At 75.7% G+C, this 16,479-nt stretch carries 10 protein-coding genes; 2 read left to right on the forward strand and 8 right to left on the reverse strand.

The genetic code is table 11. The features are described 5' to 3' along the window. Positions 1 to 114: 114 nt before the first annotated feature. Positions 115 to 1,617: a glycosyltransferase family 39 protein gene (locus IF37_RS0124010; RefSeq protein ID WP_030746107.1), complete on the forward strand. Its 1,503-nt coding sequence runs from the start codon at positions 115 to 117 to the stop codon at positions 1,615 to 1,617. Here the strand turns inward: IF37_RS0124010 and IF37_RS0124015 are convergent. Beyond that, positions 1,565 to 2,044 carry a MarR family winged helix-turn-helix transcriptional regulator gene (locus IF37_RS0124015; RefSeq protein ID WP_030746109.1) on the reverse strand — a complete coding sequence of 160 codons (480 nt, stop codon included), beginning with the start codon at positions 2,042 to 2,044 and terminating at the stop codon, positions 1,565 to 1,567. The two genes, IF37_RS0124010 and IF37_RS0124015, sit on opposite strands and share 53 nt — an antisense overlap. 128 nt (positions 2,045 to 2,172) lie before the next feature. On the opposite strand from IF37_RS0124015, the gene IF37_RS0124020 reads away from it, so the two are divergent. Next, positions 2,173 to 2,586 carry an organic hydroperoxide resistance protein gene (locus tag IF37_RS0124020; RefSeq protein ID WP_030746112.1) on the forward strand — a complete coding sequence of 138 codons (414 nt, stop codon included), beginning with the start codon at positions 2,173 to 2,175 and terminating at the stop codon, positions 2,584 to 2,586. Between the two features lie 54 nt (positions 2,587 to 2,640). Here the strand turns inward: IF37_RS0124020 and IF37_RS0124025 are convergent, their stop codons facing one another. From IF37_RS0124025 to IF37_RS0124055, 7 genes are all read right to left on the reverse strand, one after another. Continuing rightward, positions 2,641 to 4,839, reverse strand: a complete 2,199-nt coding sequence (locus tag IF37_RS0124025; protein ID WP_030746114.1) for a bifunctional glycosyltransferase/CDP-glycerol:glycerophosphate glycerophosphotransferase — start codon at positions 4,837 to 4,839, stop codon at positions 2,641 to 2,643. Positions 4,840 to 4,845: 6 nt separating this feature from the next. After that, the gene (locus IF37_RS0124030; RefSeq protein ID WP_030746116.1) at positions 4,846 to 7,047 is read right to left on the reverse strand and encodes a CDP-glycerol glycerophosphotransferase family protein; all 2,202 of its coding nucleotides are present in this window, start codon (positions 7,045 to 7,047) and stop codon (positions 4,846 to 4,848) included. A gap of 125 nt (positions 7,048 to 7,172) precedes the next feature. After that, positions 7,173 to 9,389 carry a bifunctional glycosyltransferase family 2 protein/CDP-glycerol:glycerophosphate glycerophosphotransferase gene (locus IF37_RS0124035; protein ID WP_030746118.1) on the reverse strand — a complete coding sequence of 739 codons (2,217 nt, stop codon included), beginning with the start codon at positions 9,387 to 9,389 and terminating at the stop codon, positions 7,173 to 7,175. A gap of 154 nt (positions 9,390 to 9,543) precedes the next feature. Beyond that, positions 9,544 to 10,452: a carbohydrate ABC transporter permease gene (locus IF37_RS0124040; protein ID WP_030746121.1), complete on the reverse strand. Its 909-nt coding sequence runs from the start codon at positions 10,450 to 10,452 to the stop codon at positions 9,544 to 9,546. Continuing rightward, entirely contained in the window at positions 10,449 to 11,729 is a 1,281-nt protein-coding gene (locus IF37_RS0124045) for a carbohydrate ABC transporter permease (protein ID WP_030746124.1), read from the reverse strand. The genes IF37_RS0124040 and IF37_RS0124045 overlap by 4 nt, the downstream gene beginning before the upstream one ends. Before the next feature lie 70 nt (positions 11,730 to 11,799). Next, complete coding sequence (locus IF37_RS0124050; protein ID WP_030746127.1) at positions 11,800 to 13,179, reverse strand: ABC transporter substrate-binding protein; 1,380 nt, start codon at positions 13,177 to 13,179, stop codon at positions 11,800 to 11,802. Between the two features lie 226 nt (positions 13,180 to 13,405). Beyond that, a partial coding sequence (locus tag IF37_RS0124055; protein WP_030746130.1) for an FtsK/SpoIIIE domain-containing protein occupies positions 13,406 to 16,479 on the reverse strand: 3,074 nt, incomplete at its 5' end.

The raw sequence follows: 16,479 nt of genomic DNA on the forward strand, positions 1-16,479 counted from the left end.
TCGCGTCGGCCGGCTGGAGCGACCACGGGCGTACCGACCGGTGCAACGAGCCACCCGCCGCGTCGGGTACCGGTGAGCCACCGGGCCGTCGCCGTCGCCGTGCCCGTACTGGTGATGCTGGCGCTCGGGCTGTGGCGGCTGGACCGGGGCGGGATGTGGCGCGACGAGGCCGTCACCTTCCAGGTGGGACGCCGTACGCTGCCGCAGATCTGGCTCCTGCTGCACGACGTGGACGCGGTGCACGGCCTGTACTACCTCCTGCTGCACGCCGTCCTCGCCGTCCACCCCGACGAGATCGTCCTGCGGCTGCCGTCGGTGTGCGCGGCGGCCGGCACGGCGGGCCTGGTGGCCGCCCTCGGCACCCGGCTGGTCCGGCCGCGCGTCGGCCTGTGGGCCGGACTGCTCTACGCCGTCACGCCGATGGCCGGCCACTACGCGCAGGAGGGCCGCTCGTACGCCCTGGTCGCGGCCGGCGCCACCGGGGCGAGCCTGCTGTTCGTGCGGGCGGTGCGGGGCGGCTCGTGGTGGCCGTACGGCGCCGTGCTCGCCCTCACCTGCTGGCTGCACGAGTTCGCCGTGCTCGTGCTCCTCGCCCACGCGGTGTCGCTGGCGCTGGCCCGGGCCGGGGCGCGGGTGTGGCGGGGCTGGGGGCGCTCGGCGGTGGCGGTGGTGCTCGCGCTGCTGCCGATGGCGCTGGTGTCGCGGGAGCAGGCGGCGCAGCTCGCGTGGCTGCGGGCGCCCACGACGGGGACGGCCGAACGGCTGCTGTACCGGTTCCTGGGGCCGACGGCCCCGGTGTTCTGGGTGTGCGCCGGGCTGGCCGTGGTGGGGCTGGCGGGGCTGGTGGGACGGCGCGGGGAGGTGACGTGCGCGGGGCTGGCCCTGCCGGTGGCGGTGGTGCCGCCGGTGGCGCTGATGCTGGCGTCGCAGGCGTCTCCGCTGTACGTCGACCGCTATGTGCTCTACGCGCTGTCGGGCGCCCCGCTGCTCGTGGCGTGCGGGGCCGACCGGCTGGCCGGGGCGGTGGGACGGCTGTCCGCCGGCGGCCGGCCGGAGGGGCGCCCGGCGGCGCGCTCCTCCGGCACGGCCCTCGCCGGAGTCCTCGCGGGGGTCCTCGCCGTCACCCTCTCCCTCGTGCACCAGTTCCCCCTCCTCCGGCAGGACCGGGAGCCGGGGTCGCGCGCCGATGACCTCGGTGCCGTCTCCCGGGCCGCGGCGCGGCGGACCGGCCCCGGCGATCCCGTGCTGTTCCTGCCGGCGGCGCTGCGGAACGTGGCGCTCACCTATCCCGGGGCGTTCCGGGGGACGCGGGACGTACTGCTGGTGGCGGGGGCCGCCGAGTCCGGGACGCTGTACGGGCGGGAGGCCGGGGCGGCGGAGGCGCGGCGCCGGCTCGCGGGGCTGAGCCGGGTGTGGGTCGTGGCGGACGGCAGGCTGCTGGCCGGCCGCCGGGCCCCGCGCGATCCCGTCGAACGGGTCAAGGCGGCCGTGCTGTGGCGGGAGTTCACCGGCCGGGAGCAGGCGGTGCGCGGCGGCACCGTCGTGCGGCTGTACGTACGGCCGGTCAGTCCGCGGCGCCTGCCTCCGTCCGCGCCGCCCCGTCCAGAGCGGCGGTGAGCCGGTCGAGCCGGGTGCGCAGCTCGCCGATCTCGGCCAGGTCGAAGCCGGTCGCCGACATGATCCGGCGCGGTACCTCCAGGGCCCGTCCGCGCAGCGCGTCGCCCTCCTCGGTGAGGTGGACCCGGACCGAACGCTCGTCCTCGGCGCTGCGCTCGCGCCGTACCAGACCGGCCGTCTCCAGCCGCTTGACCAGCGGGGACAGCGTGCCGGAGTCGAGCCGCAGCTGTTCGCCGAGCTTCTTGACCGGCAGCTCGCCCTGCTCCCACAGCACCAGCATCACCAGGTACTGGGGGTAGGTGAGCCCGAGGTCCTTGAGGATCACGCGGTAGACGCCGTTGAAGGCGCGGGAGGCGGCGTGCAGGGAGAAGCAGATCTGGCGGTCCAGGCGGAGCCAGTCGGCGTCGGGGGCGGCGGAGGCGGTCATGGCTCCAGGGTAACTCGGGTCGCGCCATTTAGTTGTGCACAACTTAATTGTGTGCTCTACTTGTCCTCGTACGGCGGCCGGGACAGGGTCCGCCGGGACACCGCGACTCAAGACAAGGGATGGTCACCATGGACGCGCTCTACACCGCCGTCGCCACCGCGACCCACGGCCGTGAGGGCCGCGCCGTCTCCTCCGACGGCAAGGTCGACGTCAAGCTGGCGCCGCCGGTGGAGCTGGGCGGCAACGGCGAGGGCACCAACCCCGAGCAGCTCTTCGCCGCCGGGTACGCGGCCTGCTTCGGCGGCGCCCTCGGCCTGGTCGGACGCAAGGCGAAGGTCGACGTCAGCGACGCGGCCGTGACCGCCGAGGTGGGCATCGGCAAGCAGGGCGAGGGCTTCGGGCTGAAGGTGACCCTGCGCGTCGAGCTGCCCGACACCGTGGACCAGGAGACCGGCCGCGAGCTGGTCGAGGCCGCCCACCAGGTCTGCCCCTACTCCAACGCCACCCGCGGCAACATCGAGGTCGACCTCGTCGTCGAGTAGTCGCCGCGTGCGGGACGGGGGCCGGTCCCGGCGGGGGCCGGCCCCCGCGCCGTACTACGCCGGGAACAGCGCGCCCGGGGCCGGTGCCTGGCCCGGAACGCGCGCCTTCGGGCCCGGCATCGCCTCGCCGAGCAGCAGGGTCCGCACCACCCGCTCGGCGGCCCGCCCGTCCTCGAACTCGCAGAACCGGTCCCGGAACGCGGCGCGCAGCCGCGCCGACTCCTCGTCCCGCCACGCCCCCGAGGCGAAGAGCCGGGCCAGCTCCCGGTAGGAGCGCGTGACATGGCCCGGCGGCTCGGCGGTGATGTCGAGGTAGGCGCCCCGGCTCGCCGTGAACGAGGGCCAGTCGTCCGCGTGCACCACGACCGGCCGGTCCAGGACGGCGTGGTCGAACATGACGGACGAGTAGTCGGTGACCAGCACGTCCGCCGCGAGCAGCACGTCCGCCAGGTGCGGTTCGTCGGTCGCGTCGACCACCACCCCGCGCCGGGCCAGCTCCGCGAGGCCCAGACCCCGGGCGGGGCCGTGCGCCAGCGACGGGTGCAGCCGGACCACGAGGGTGTGCCCCTCGCCGAGGTCGGCCGCGAACCGGGCCGGGTCGATCCGGTCCACGTGCCCGCCCCGGTGGTAGTCCCGGCGGGTCGGCGCGTACAGCACCACCGTGTGCTCCGCCGGGATGCCGTGCCGCTCCCGGAAGTCGCCGATGCCGCCGCGCACCAGCACGTCGTTGCGCGGGCTGCCGGTGCGCGCCGAGGCGAAGTGGCAGGGGTAGGCCCGCTCCCAGACCAGCTCCGAGTGGCGGTTGCCGACCAGGCTGTGGTCCCAGCGGTCCGCCCGGCGCAGCATCTGCGGCACGTCGAAGCCGAGCCGGGCACCCGGCTTGCCCAGCAGGTCGGCGCCCAGGTACTTCAGCGGGGTGCCCTGGTGGGTGTGGATGTGCACGCTGCCGGGGCGCTTGACCAGCGCGCCGGGCCAGTTGACGTCGTTGACGAAGAACTTCGCGCGCGCGGTGACCTCCAGGTAGCGCCGGGAACCGACGACCACGTGCTCCACGTCCGTCGGCAGCCGCGCGGCCGTCTCCGCGTCCCGCACCACCCACACCCCGCGCAGCTCCGGGGCGATCTCCCGGGCCTTGTGGTAGATCGCCGCCGGGTCGCCCAGCAGGCCCCGGTGGGAGGAGGCCGAGTAGACCACGAGCCGCTCGTCCAGCGGGCGGTACGCGTGCGCGGCCGCCCAGCCGGCCCGGGCCCGCGCGGCGGCCGTCCGGCGTACCCGCTCCGTCCGCCGGGCCGCCGCCCGCCCGGCCCGCTCCGCCCGCCGCCGCAGCCGGTACCCCGTCCAGGTCCCCTCCAGGACGGCGACCTCGCCGTCCGCCGGGGCGCCCTCGGGCCGGTGCCGGCGGAACAGCTCCGCCGTGCGCCGGAAGAACTCGGCCTTGTCGGCGGGCGGCAGCCGGTCCGGCTTGGCCAGGATGTCCAGGCAGTGCTCGCCCATCTTGCGGTGCAGGTACGGCCGCCACCGCGCCAGCTCCGGCCGCTCGGCCAGGAAGGCGAAGACCCGCTCGTACTGGTCGTGGATGTCGAAGTGCTTGCGGCTGGTGGTGGACAGGATGTTGCCCTGGCGGCGCTGCCGGTAGTTCAGGCAGATCCGGTCCAGGGCGGCGATCCGGTCGGCGCTGAGCAGCACCGGGAAGGTCCAGGGCGTGTCCTCGTAGTAGCCCGGCGGGAACGCGAAGCCGTGCTCCGCCACGAACTCCCGGCGGTAGACCTTGTTCCACACCACCATCAGCAGGTCGAGGATCTCCGGGTACTCCGCGGCGCCGAACGTGCCGTCCACGGCGAGCAGGTGCGCCAGCACGTTGCGCCGGGTGCCGCCCCACCAGTAGGTGCGCGCGTAGTCGAAGACCAGCACGTCCGGGTCGCCGGTCTCGGCGAGCCGGTCGGCGACGGCCCGCAGCGCGCCCGGCGTGAGCGTGTCGTCGCTGTCCAGGAAGAGCAGGTAGTCGCCGGTGGCGTGCGGCAGGCCCGCGTTGCGGGCGCGGCCGAGACCCACGTTCTCCGGCAGGTGCAGCACCTTCACGCGCGCGTCGCGCCCGGCGTACTCGTCCAGGATGGCGCCGCAGCCGTCCGGGGAGCAGTCGTCCACGGCGATCAGCTCCACGTCCGAGAAGGACTGCCCCAGCACGGAGTCCAGGCACTCCCGCAGGAAGCCCTGCACCTTGAAGCAGGGCACGATCACACTGAAGCGGGGCACGGCGGATCAGCTCCTCACGAGGGTCGCGGCGGCGGGGGCGGGGATGCGCTCCGCGAGCGGGATCACGGGCGGGACCGTCTCCGGCGGCTGGCCGAGCAGCACCCGCCGCACGACCCGCTCCGCGGCCCGTCCGTCGTCGAACTGGCAGAACCGCTCCCGGAACGCGGCCCGCAGCGCGCGGGACCCGGGACCCGCGTACGAGCCGTCGCGGAAGACGGCGGCCAGCTCCCGCGGGGTCCGGGCGACCGGACCGGGCGGCTCGGCCATCAGGTCGAAGTAGACGCCCCGGGTCTCCCGGTAGACGTCCCAGTCGTCCGCGTACACGACGATCGGCCGGTCCAGGTTGGCGTAGTCGAACATGATGGACGAGTAGTCGGTGACCAGGGCGTCCGCGGCCAGGCACACGTCCTCCGAGGAGCGGTGCGCGGTGACGTCGATGACCCGGCCGGAGCCCCGCGCCGCCCCCCGGTCGTAGAAGTAGTGGGCGCGCAGCAGCACCACGACGTCCTCGCCGGCGGCCTCGCAGAACGCCTCCAGGTCCAGGCCGGGCTCGAAGCCGGTGTGGTGGTCCCGGTGGGTCGGCGCGTACAGCACCGCCGTCCTGCCCTCCGGGACGCCCAGCTCGCGGCGAATCCGGGAGACGTCGCGGGCGGTCGCCGTGTAGTAGACGTCGTTGCGCGGATAGCCGTACTCCAGGTGCTCGTAGGAGCCGGGGAAGGCGCGCTCCCACATCTGGGTGGAGTGGCGGTTGGACGACAGGTTGAAGTCCCAGCGGTCCACCCGGCCGAGCAGCTTGGTGAAGCTGCCGGACTGCGCGGCCACCACCGGGTACGTCGACTGGTCCACGCCCATCGTCTTCAGCGGGGTGCCGTGCTGGGTCTGGAGATGCACGCTGCCGGGCCGTTTGACGACGCCCTCGGCGAAGTTCGCGTTGTTGATCAGGAACTTGGCGCGCGCCAGCACCTGCCAGTAGCGGCGGGAGCCGATCACCGCGTACTCGACGTCCCGCGGCAGGGTGTGTTCCCGGCCCGCCTCCACCAGGAACACCGAGCGGATGTGCGGGGCGAGTTCCCGGGCCCTGGCGTGGATCGCGGCCGGGTTGCAGGCGTAGCCGCGGCCCCAGTAGGCGCAGTACACGGCGAGGTTCTCGTCGAGCGGGCGGCGCAGGTCGCGGGCGTAGCGCAGCCGGGTGCGCAGCAGGTGCGGGCGGGGCAGCCGGCCGGCCGCGGCCCCGGCCGCCCGGTTGGCGCCGCGCAGCGCCCGGAAGGCGGTGTACGCGCCCGCCGCGAGCAGCCGGTGCTGTACGCCCAGGCTGCCGTCCGGCACCCGGTGGCCGGCCGGCCGGTACCGCCGGTACAGACGGGCCGCGCGGCGGAAGAACGCCCGGTGCCCGGTGAGCAGCCGCTCCGGGCGGGACGCCGTCTTCAGCACCAGGGCGAACAGCTGGTCGAACAGGGGGGCCGTCCGTTCGGCCGGCAGGGCGTGCCCGGCCGCCCCGGTCAGCACCCGCTCCACCTGGTCCAGCAGGGTGTGCTGGTGCGGTCCCGGCAGGTTGAGCCGGCTGCCCTGACGGCGCAGCCGGTGCCGTACGACGGCCCGGCGCAGCACCGCGATCCGCCCGGCCGCGACGCCGGTCAGCCCGCTCCACCCGAGGTCGGTGAAGTGGCCGTCGGGGAAGGTCAGTTCCCGCTCGGTGAGGAAGGCGCGGCGGTAGAGCGTGCCCCAGGCCGGCAGCAGCACACCGGTCAGCTCCGGCAGCTCGGCCGGGGCGAACGCGCCCTTCGGGGCCCCGGCCAGCAGCGGTGCGGCCGGGTTCGTCGGCTCGCCCTCCCACCAGGGGGCGCGCTCGTGCTCGGCGTACAGCACGTCCACGCCGCCGGTCTCGGCCAGCCGGGCGTCCAGCGCGGCGAGGGCGCCGGGCAGCAGCAGGTCGTCGCCGTCCAGGAAGAGCAGATAGGCGCCGGTCGCCGCCCGCATCCCGGCGTTGCGCGCCCCGCCCAGCCCGGCGGACGGCGGCGAGTGGACGGGGGTCACCCGGCGGTCCCGCCCGGCGTACCCGGCGGCGACCTCGGCGGCCGGGGCGTCGGGGGCGTCGCAGACCGGGATCAGCTGGAGGTCGCCGAAGGACTGGCCGAGAACCGAGTCCAGCGCCTGGGACAGCCGGCCGGCGACCCCGTGGGACGGGACGATGATGCTGAAGCGGGGCATTTCGTTCTCTCTGTCGTCTTGCGGACGCGGCCGGGCCGCCCCGCCGGGCGCCAGGTGGACGGCCGGCTCGGGGTGGGCCGCGTCGAGCCGAGGGGCGCGGGAACTCCCGGGAGGAACAACGCCGTTCAGCGGCTCTCGGTGACGGTGCGGGGACCGGAAGGTTGCGCCGGGGTGGACGGGTCCGGCGCGAAGCCCGCACGGGCCGGCGGCGCCGGGACCCGCTCCCGGAGCGGCACCACCGCCGGCACCTCCGTCTCGCCCAGCACCACCCGCCGTACGACCCGTTCGGCGGCGCGCCCGTCGTCCCACGGGCAGAACCGCTCCCGGAACGCCGCCCGCAGCCGCGCCGCGCGCTCGCCGCGCCAGTCGCCGCCGGAGAAGACGCCGATCAGCTCGTCCTCGTCGCGCGCGACCGCGCCCGGCGGGAAGTCCCGCAGGTCGAAGTAGACCCCGCGGGCCGCCGCGTACGCCGCCCAGTCCTCCGTGTGCACCACGATCGGCCGGTCCAGGTTCGCGTAGTCGAACATCACCGGGGCGTAGTCGGTGAGCAGCGCGTCCGAGGCCAGGCACAGCGCGGCCGGGTCCGGGTGGCCGGAGACGTCGATGATCCCGGGGCCCCGGACGGGGGCGTGGGCGCGGGCCAGGACCACGAAGCCCGGGCCGAGGCGGCGCAGGACCCGCTCCAGGTCCAGCGGCGGGGTCTGGGTGCGCCGGACGTCGCGCCACGCGGGGGCGTACAGGATCGCGACCGCGCCCTCCGGCACGCCCAGGGACGCCCGCAGCCGGGCGGCCTCCGCAGCGGTCGCCCGCTGGAGGACGTCGTTGCGGGGCAGTCCGTACTCCAGCGTGGTGTACCGGCCCGGGTACACCCGCTCCCAGGTCAGGGTGGAGTGCCGGTTGCCGGACAGGACGTAGTCCCACTGGCCGGCGGCGCGCAGCAGTTCCGCGAAGTCCGTGTCCCGGGCCGCCGCCGGGCGCTCCTGGAGATCGAGGCCCGCGTGCCCGAGGGGGGTGCCGGGCTGGGTCCGCACGACGACCTGACCGGGCCGCTTGCGCAGCCGCACCCCGAAGCCGGCGTCGGTGACCAGGTAGCGGGAGCGGGCCAGCGCCGACCAGTGGGCGGCCGTGCCCGGACGCAGCGGGCGCGGCCCGGGCGGCACCGCGTGCTCCTGCCCCGGCCACGCGATCCACGCCGTACTCAGATGCGGGGCGTACGCCCGGAACGCCTCCTCCAGCGCCGCCGGGTCGCCGCGTCCCTCCAGCGCCGTGAACACCGCCCGGTCGGCGCGCAGCGGCAGCCGCAGCTGGACGCGGTAGTGCAGCCGCAGCACAGCGGCGCGCAGGGCGCGCGCCGAGCGGAGCGCGGACCTGAGCACCCGCCGGCGCACCGCCGCGGCCAGCCGGAGCGCCCGGAACGTGCGGTGCAGACCGAAGCGGACCAGCGCGTGCCGGAGGCCGACGCGCGCCCCGGGCACGTGGTGGCGGCGGTAGTGGGCGCGGGCCCGGCGCAGGAACTCGCCGTGGCTGCCGCGCGGCAGCCGGCCGGGCTTGGTGAACACGGTCGCGCAGTGGTCGACCATCCGCCGGAACAGCTCCGGCCGCCAGCGGGCGAGCGCGGGCCGCTCCGCGATGTACGCGAACACCCGGTCGTACTGGTCGAACAGGTCGAAGTGCCGGCGGCTGGTGGTGGCGAGGATGCTGCCCGGCCGCTGCCGGTAGTGCACGCACACCCGGTCCAGGGTGGCGATCGACCGGGCCGTCAGCAGCACCGGGAAGGTCCAGGGGGTGTCCTCGTAGTAGCCCGGCGGGAACGCGAAGCCGTGCTCCCGGACGAACTCCCGCCGGTACGCCTTGTTCCAGGCCACCATCAGCACCCGCAGCAGCCCCGGCCGGTCCTGGAGCCGGAACGGCGCCGGGCCCTCCTCGGTGAGCTGGGCGGCGAGCTGGTTGCGCACCTGGCGGCCGTCCCAGTGGGTGCGCGCGTAGTCGAAGACCAGGACGTCCGGGTCGCCGGTCTCGGCGAGCCGGTCGGCGACGGCCCGCAGCGCGTCCGGGGCGAGCGTGTCGTCGCCGTCCAGGAAGAGCAGGTAGTCGCCGGTCGCCTCGGCCAGCCCCGCGTTCCGGGCCCGGCCCAGACCCCGGTTCTCGGCCAGGTGCACGGGCCTCACCCGGGCGTCCCGCGCCGCGTACTCGTCGATGACCGCGCCGCAGGCGTCCGGCGAGCGGTCGTCCACGGCGATCAGTTCCAGGTCGGGGTACGACTGCGCGAGCACCGAGTCCAGGCACTCGGACAGATACGCCTGGACCTGGTACGCGGGGACAATGACACTGAACCTGGGCACGGGACATCCATGGGTCGGTCGGCGCGGGCGTCTGGCCCGGGAACGGCCGATGGAGTGACGTGGTTACGGCCCGTACGGCATTCGGGTCACATCAGGTGAACGCGGAGGGGCGGGCCACCGCGGACCCGCCTCCCCGCGCCGTGGCGCCCGGCGGTCACTTGACCGCGCCCGCCATCACCCCGGACACGAACTGCCGCTGGAACGCGAAGAACACGGCCAGCGGGATCACCATGGAGATGAACGCGCCGGGTGCCAGCACGTCGATGTTGTTGCCGAACTGCCGTACCTGCGTCTGGAGGGCGACCGTGACCGGCTGCGTGCCCGACTTGGTGAACACCAGCGCGACCAGCATGTCGTTCCACACCCACAGGAACTGGAAGATGCCGAGGCTGGCGATCGCGGGCCCGCCGAGCGGCATCACCACCCGTGCGAACAGCCGGAGTTCACCGGCGCCGTCCAGCCGGGCCGCCTCCAGCAGCTCGCGCGGGATCTCCGCGAAGAAGTTGCGCAGCAGGAACACCGCGAACGGCAGTCCGAAGCCGGTGTGGAACAGGACCACCCCGAGGATGGAGCCGAACAGGCCGATGTCACCGAAGAGTTCGGCGATCGGGATCAGCGCCACCTGGACCGGCACCACCAGCAGGCTCACCACGCCCAGGAACCACCAGTCCCGGCCCGGGAACTCCATCCACGCGAAGGCGTACCCGGTCAGCGCCCCGATCACCACCACGAGGACCGTCGCCGGGACCGTGATCAGCACGGTGTTCAGCAACGAGTGGGTGATGTCGGAGTTCTCCAGCAGCTTCCGGTAGCTGTCCACGGTCAGCTGGGAGGGCTTCGTGAACACCGTCCACCAGCCGCTCGCGCTCATGTCCTCGGGCGCGCGCAGCGAGGAGACGAGCAGACCGATGGTCGGCACCAGCCAGAACAGACCCACGACGATCAGCACCACGCGGACCAGGCCGCCGCTCAGCGCGTCGGCGATCCGGGAGCCGGCCGACCGCCCGGCCCGCACCGGTGCCGCCGCCCGAGCCTTCCCGGCGCTCTCGGCGGTCGCCGTCATCGCCGCACCTCCCGCCGCAGCCGGCGCATGTTGAACAGCATCACGGGGATCACGAGCAGCAGCAGGAACACCGAGATCGCGCTCGCGACGCCCGGCCGGCCCTCCGCGAAGCCCTTGCGGTACAGCTCCAGCGCCAGCACGTTCGCGTCGTCCTGGGAGGAGCCCGGCGCGATGATGAACACCAGGTCGAAGACCTTCAGCACGTTGATCATCAGCGTGACGACGACCACCGCCAGCACCGGCGCCAGCAGCGGCACGGTCACCTTGCGGAACACCTGCCACTCGGTGGCGCCGTCCACCCGCGCCGCCTCCAGCAGCTCCCGGGGCACGCCCGCGAGCCCGGCCGCGATCAGCACCATCGCGAAGCCCGCCCACATCCACACGTACGCCCCGATGATCGCCGGGGTGACCAGCGCCGGGCCGAGCCAGCCGACCCCGTCGTACGGCTCCCGGAAGTTGCTCTCCGGCAGCCTGAGCCGGGCCCCGTCGGCCGCGGCGGGCAGCGTGAAGGTGCCGTCCCCGGCCGCCTTTGCGGCGGCGACGACCTCGCCGTCCTTCACCGCCTCGATCCGCATGCCCGCGTACCCCACCTCGGACGGGTCGGGCACGCCGAGCTTCCCGACGCCCTTGCCGCGGGTGAAGTCCTGCCAGGCGGTGCCGGTGACCTTGCCCGGCTCCGGCCGCGCTGCGACGGCCTCGCGCACCCCGTCCGGCAACCGGTCCGGGGCCACCCCGACGAGCGGCAGGGCGACCGGCCGCCCGGCACGGACGGGGGCCTCGGTGATGAAGCCCCCGCCGTCCGGCCGGAGCGGGGAGCTGCGGCCCGGGTGGGCCTTCGGGAACGCCGACGACTGCGCGAACGTGTCGTGCACGCCCACCCACACCGCGTTCGCGACGCCCTTGTCCGGGTCCTGGTCGTACACCAGCCGGAAGATGATCCCGGCGGCCAGCATCGAGATCGCCATCGGCATGAAGACGACCAGCTTGAACGCGGTTCCCCAGCGCACCCGTTCGGTCAGCACCGCGAAGACCAGGCCGAGCGCGGTGGAGACCGTCGGCGCGAACACCACCCAGACGACGTTGTTCCGCAGGGCGGTGCGGATGCCGTCGTCGGTGAACAGGGTCCGGTAGTTGTCGACCCCGGCGAAGCCGTCGCCGGAGCTGTCGTAGAAGCTGCGGACGACCGAGTACCCGATCGGGTAGACCACGAGCGCGCCGAGCAGCACCAGGGCGGGCAGCAGGAACAGCGCTGCCACGGTCCTGCGGGTGCCGGTCACGCCTCTGCGACCGCGGGGCGCGGCGGGGCCCGGTGGGGTCCCGGCCGCCGCTGCCGACGCCATGGCCGGATCAGCCCTTGTTCCCGTACGCCGCCGCCGCGTCCTTCTCCAGCCGCGCCTGGGCGCCCGCGACGTCCCCCGGATTCTTCAGGAAGTCCTGGAGGTCCTTCCACTCGCCCTTGCCGGGCGTCCCGCCGAAGGCCTGCGGCGCCTGGTCGGACATGTCGAAGCGGAAGTCGTCGCCGGACGCGATCAGCGCCTCGGCGATCTTCCGCTGCACCGCGTTCGGGTAGGCCGTAAGCGGCACGTTCCTGTTCGGCGAGAGGTAGCCCCCGAGCTTCGCCTGGATCGTGGCGGCGTCCGGGGAGGCGAGGAAGGTGACCAGGGCCTGCGCCGCCCTGGAGTCCTTCAGGATCACGGCCGCGTCACCGCCGGAGACCACCGGCGCGGCCGGGCCGACGGCCGGGAACGGGAACACCTTGGCGTCCGAGCCCACCTTCGCCTTGGTCTCCCCGATGTTGACCTGCACGAAGTCGCCCTCGTACACCATCGCGGACTTCGGCTGGTCGCCACCGGTGAAGGTCTGGGTGACCGACTGCGGGAACTCCGTCTGGAGGGCGCCGTTCCGCCCGCCCGCCAGGTAGTCCTCGCGGCCCCAGAGCTGGGCCAGGGTGGTCAGGGCCTGCCGCACCGACGGATCGGTCCACTTGATCTTGTGCTGGGCGAGCTGGTCGTACTTCTCCGGGCCCGCCTGGGACAGGTAGACGTTCTCGAACCAGTCGGTCAGCGGCCAGCCGTCCGCGCCGGCCACCGAGAACGGGGTGACCCCGGAGTCGTACACCGCCCGCGAGGCGGTCAGCAGGTCCTGCCAGGTCTTCGGTTCCCGGGCGCCCGCGTTCTCGAAGACCTGGGTGTTGTACCAGATCAGCGACTTGTTGGCGGCCTTGTAGTAGACGCCGTACGGCTTGCCGTCGACCTTGCCGATGTCCTGCCAGCCCTGCGCGTAGTTCGCCGCCAGCTGCTTTTGGCCCTCCGGCCCGACCGGCTTGGCCCAGCCCTTCTCCACGGCCTGCTTGATGGCACCGGGCTGCGGCAGCAGCGCGACGTCCGGCGGCTGGCCGCCCGCGATCTTCGAGCCGAGGAAGTTGATGATCGGGTCCTGCGCGGGGACGAAGGTGACCTTCGCGCCGGTGCGCTTCTCGAACTCGGCGAGGACCTGCTTGAAGTTGGCCTGCTCGCCGCCGGTCCAGACGGCGGACACCTCCAGACGGGCGCCGTCCAGCTTCGGCAGGGTGACGGTGGAACCGGTGGTCCCGCCGGTCCGCTCGCCGTGTCCCTTCTCGTCGTCGTCCCCGCCGGAGCACGCGGAGAGCGCGAGGGCTCCCGTGAGCAGGACGGCGAGCGTGGTGACGGCCCTGTGGTTCCGGAACGTGCTGCTCTTGCTGCGCATCACTTCCCCGTTCGTCGTTCTTCGTTGAACGTCGCTGAACGTCAGAACTCTGTCCGTGCGGTCCGGTGTACGCCGGGCCGCTCCGGGCGGGCAAGAGCGCCTGCGGGGTCCACCGGGGCATCGTGACCGGCTCGTGACCGTGGGTGTATGCGCACCGGTTTCCGGTGGCCGGGGCACGGAAGATCCCCCGGCGCGGGGGACGGCACTTCGGAGGAGGGGCGGCACCTCAGAGGAGCGAGGGCACCTCCGCCGCCGAGACCTGGCGGGCCGCCCGCTCGACCGCGCTCGCCAGCAGGGCCAGGTCGGTCGGGCCGTTGCCCAGCTCCCGCACCGGCCGGCGGGCCGGCGGATCGCCCATGCGCTCCCAGTCCAGCGGGACCACCGTGGGCCGCTGCGTCGCGGTACGCGGGATGCGGCCCGTCACCCGGCCGCCCTGGAAGCCCACGGCCCGCCCGTCCGCGTACGCCAGCCTGCCCCGACCCGGCGCCGGCAGGTCCGGCCCGGGCTGGAAGGCGTCCAGCACGACCCGCAGGGCCGCCTGGCGGGCCGGCTCCGACTCCGCCGTACGGCCGCCGGTCCCGGCCGCCGCCACCAGGTGCACACCGAGTCGCTCGCCCTCCCGGGCGACCGCCTCCAGCGCCCGTATCACCGATCCGGCGGCGGGCCGGCCCGGTGAGCCGAGCGGAGGGGAGACCAGCGCGTCCAGGTCGTCCACGACCACCACCAGCCGGGGCAGCGGGGGCGCCGCCCCGGCGCTCCGCCTGGCCGCCGCGCCCGGCCGCAGACGGAGGGTCGAGCTGGGCGGCGCCTCTATGTCACCGGAGGCGGAGACACCGGCCATGGAGGCACCGGCGGCGGAGGCGGACGCGGTGCGCTGGGCGACGATCCGGCCGGACGCCTCCCGCCCCGCGTGCCACCCGGCGAAGTCCGACCGGCCCAGCAGCTCCGCCCGGCGTTTCAGCTCGGCGGCCAGTGACTGGGCGAACTCCCGCATGCGCACCGGGTCGTTGGCGATCAGGTGGGTGGTCACGTGCGGTATGTCCGTAGCCACGCGCAGGCCCTCACCCCGGCCGGCGCCCGTGCCGACCCCGTCGCGGCCGTCCAGCAGCACCACGGCCAGCCGGTCCGGCCGCTCGGCGGCGGCCAGCGAGGCGACCACGGTCCGCAGCAGCTCGGTCCGGCCGCTGCCCGCCGGTCCCTCGATGAGCAGGTGCGGCCCGTCCGCCACCAGGTCGGCGGTGACCGGGCCGCGCGGCCCGGCGCCCAGCACCGCCCGCGCCCGCCCGCCCGGCGACTCGGTGTCGTCCGCCGCGTCCGCCCAGCGCGCCATCAGCGAGGCCGGGGTGGCCCGGGCCAGCCCCAGCTCGTCCAGCAGCCGCGCCGACAGCGGCAGCGGCGCGGCCACGCGCGCGTGCGGGTCGCCGGCCGGGTTGTCCGGGCGCAGCGGCGCCAGCGCCCGCGCGAACCGCTCCGCCCAGGCGGCGGAGACGGCGTCGACGGTGGCGCTCGTCCCGGGGCCGGCCGGGCCGCCCGGCGCGACCCGCAGCAGCTGGAGCGCGGTGGCGACGTCACCGCTGAGCAGCGCCACGGCACCGCAGTGCCGGAACGTCGGCGTCACCGCGCACGCGGCCTCGTACGTCCGCGCCACCGGGGAGGCCGGCGAGGCGGGCTCGGTCTCGGCGAGGCACACCACGTGGATACCGGCCCGCGGTCCGGCCACGGCCAGTCGCGCGAGGGCGTCGCGCAGCGCGGAGCCCCCAGGGTCCCCGTCCACCACGACGACGGTGAACGGCCCCGGGAACACGCCGGCGCCGGCCGGACCGGCGTCGTCCCGCGCCCAGGAGGGCCGGCGGACGGCCCCCTCGGCCCGGGCGCCCTCGCCGTGCGGGACGCGGCCGGGGGTCTCCCGGCTCGCGGCGCCGGTCGCCGGCTCCGCCCCGGGGACGACCGCGGGGCCGTGCGTGCCGGTCTTGGCGGAGGACGGGAAGGACCCGCCCCGGTCGTCGGTCCGGCCGTCGACGCGGGGGTGCCCGGTGTCGCGGAGGTGTCCGGCAGCGCCCGGCGCGCCCGGCGCGCCGGGTGTGCCGGTTCCGGCGGTGGGTGCGAAGGACGCGCTCCGGTCGTCGGTCCGGCCGTCGACGCGGGGGTGCCCGGTGTCGCCGCGGGCGGCATCACCGGGGCGCCCGGCACCGCCCGGCGCGCCGGACGGGGCGGTGCGCCCCTCGGCACCGGCCGCCGCCGCGGGGTGCGCGTCGCCCGCCGTGCCGGGGCGGGCCGTCGTCCGGCCCGTCGCCGCGTGGTCGTCCAGCCGGCGCAGCAGCTCCTCCGCGCGGGCCGCCGCCTGTTCGCGGTCGTAGGCCAGCAGCAGGCGGCAGTCCTGGCCGTGGCCCGGCCGGACGTGCGGCAGCCAGCCCAGCCAGGCCCACTCCGCGGTGCGGTCCGCGACCGGCCGCGCGTGGTCCGCGCTGATCAGCACGATCTCCAGCAGGTCGGGGGAGTGCAGCGCGGCGAGCTGGGCCAGCACCGCGCGGGCCAGCCCGGACAGCCGGGGGCGCGGGCCGGCGAGGCCCAGCGCGCCCGCCTCGCGCAGCGCGGCCGTCACGGGCACCGCCGGCAGCAGGCCCGAGCCGTCCGGCGCGCTCCGGTCGGCCGTGCCGAGCCGCACGGTCAGCGCCTCGGGGTGGTGCGGTCCGCGCTCCCACAGCCGGGGCCCGGGCCCCAGCGCCGTCAGCAGCAGCGCGGCGGGGTCCGGCCAGCTCTCCGGCCGACGCGGGGCAGCGGCCACGGGTCCGCCGGCGGCGCGGCCGGCCTCGTCGTACGCCGGCCCGGCGGCCTGCTCCCGGCGGGCGCCGGTCAGCCGCCGCGCCCAGGCGCCGAGCCCGCGCCGCCGGGGGCCCTGCGCGGCGTCCGCCGGTCCGGGGCGGGCGCCCTCCGGGAAGTCCGTGCCCCTGACCGGGGTGCCCTTCCGCCCGCCCGCCGGTACGTCCCCGGCAGCCGGTCCGCCGACCCCGGAGCGGCCCGCGTGCGTGTCCGCGCCGGACCCGGTGCCGGGCGCGCCGGAGGACGCGGACCAGCTTTCCACGCCCGGTGCCCCGGCCTGTCCCGGCACCACCGGTGACTGCCCGCGCCGGTGCTCCTGGGCCCCCGCGCCCGCGCCGGCGGCACCCCAGCCGCCGGCGTCGTGACGGTCGTACGCGTGCTGCGCGCCCCCGCCCGCGCCCCGGACGCCTCCGTCCGTCCCGGCGCCCGGCGCGCGCGTGGCGTCCCCGCCCCAAGCCGGCTCCCCGGCCCCGCCCGGAC

This window comes from Streptomyces sp. NRRL S-31 (assembly GCF_000718775.1).
Classification (GTDB): Bacteria; Actinomycetota; Actinomycetes; order Streptomycetales; family Streptomycetaceae; genus Streptomyces.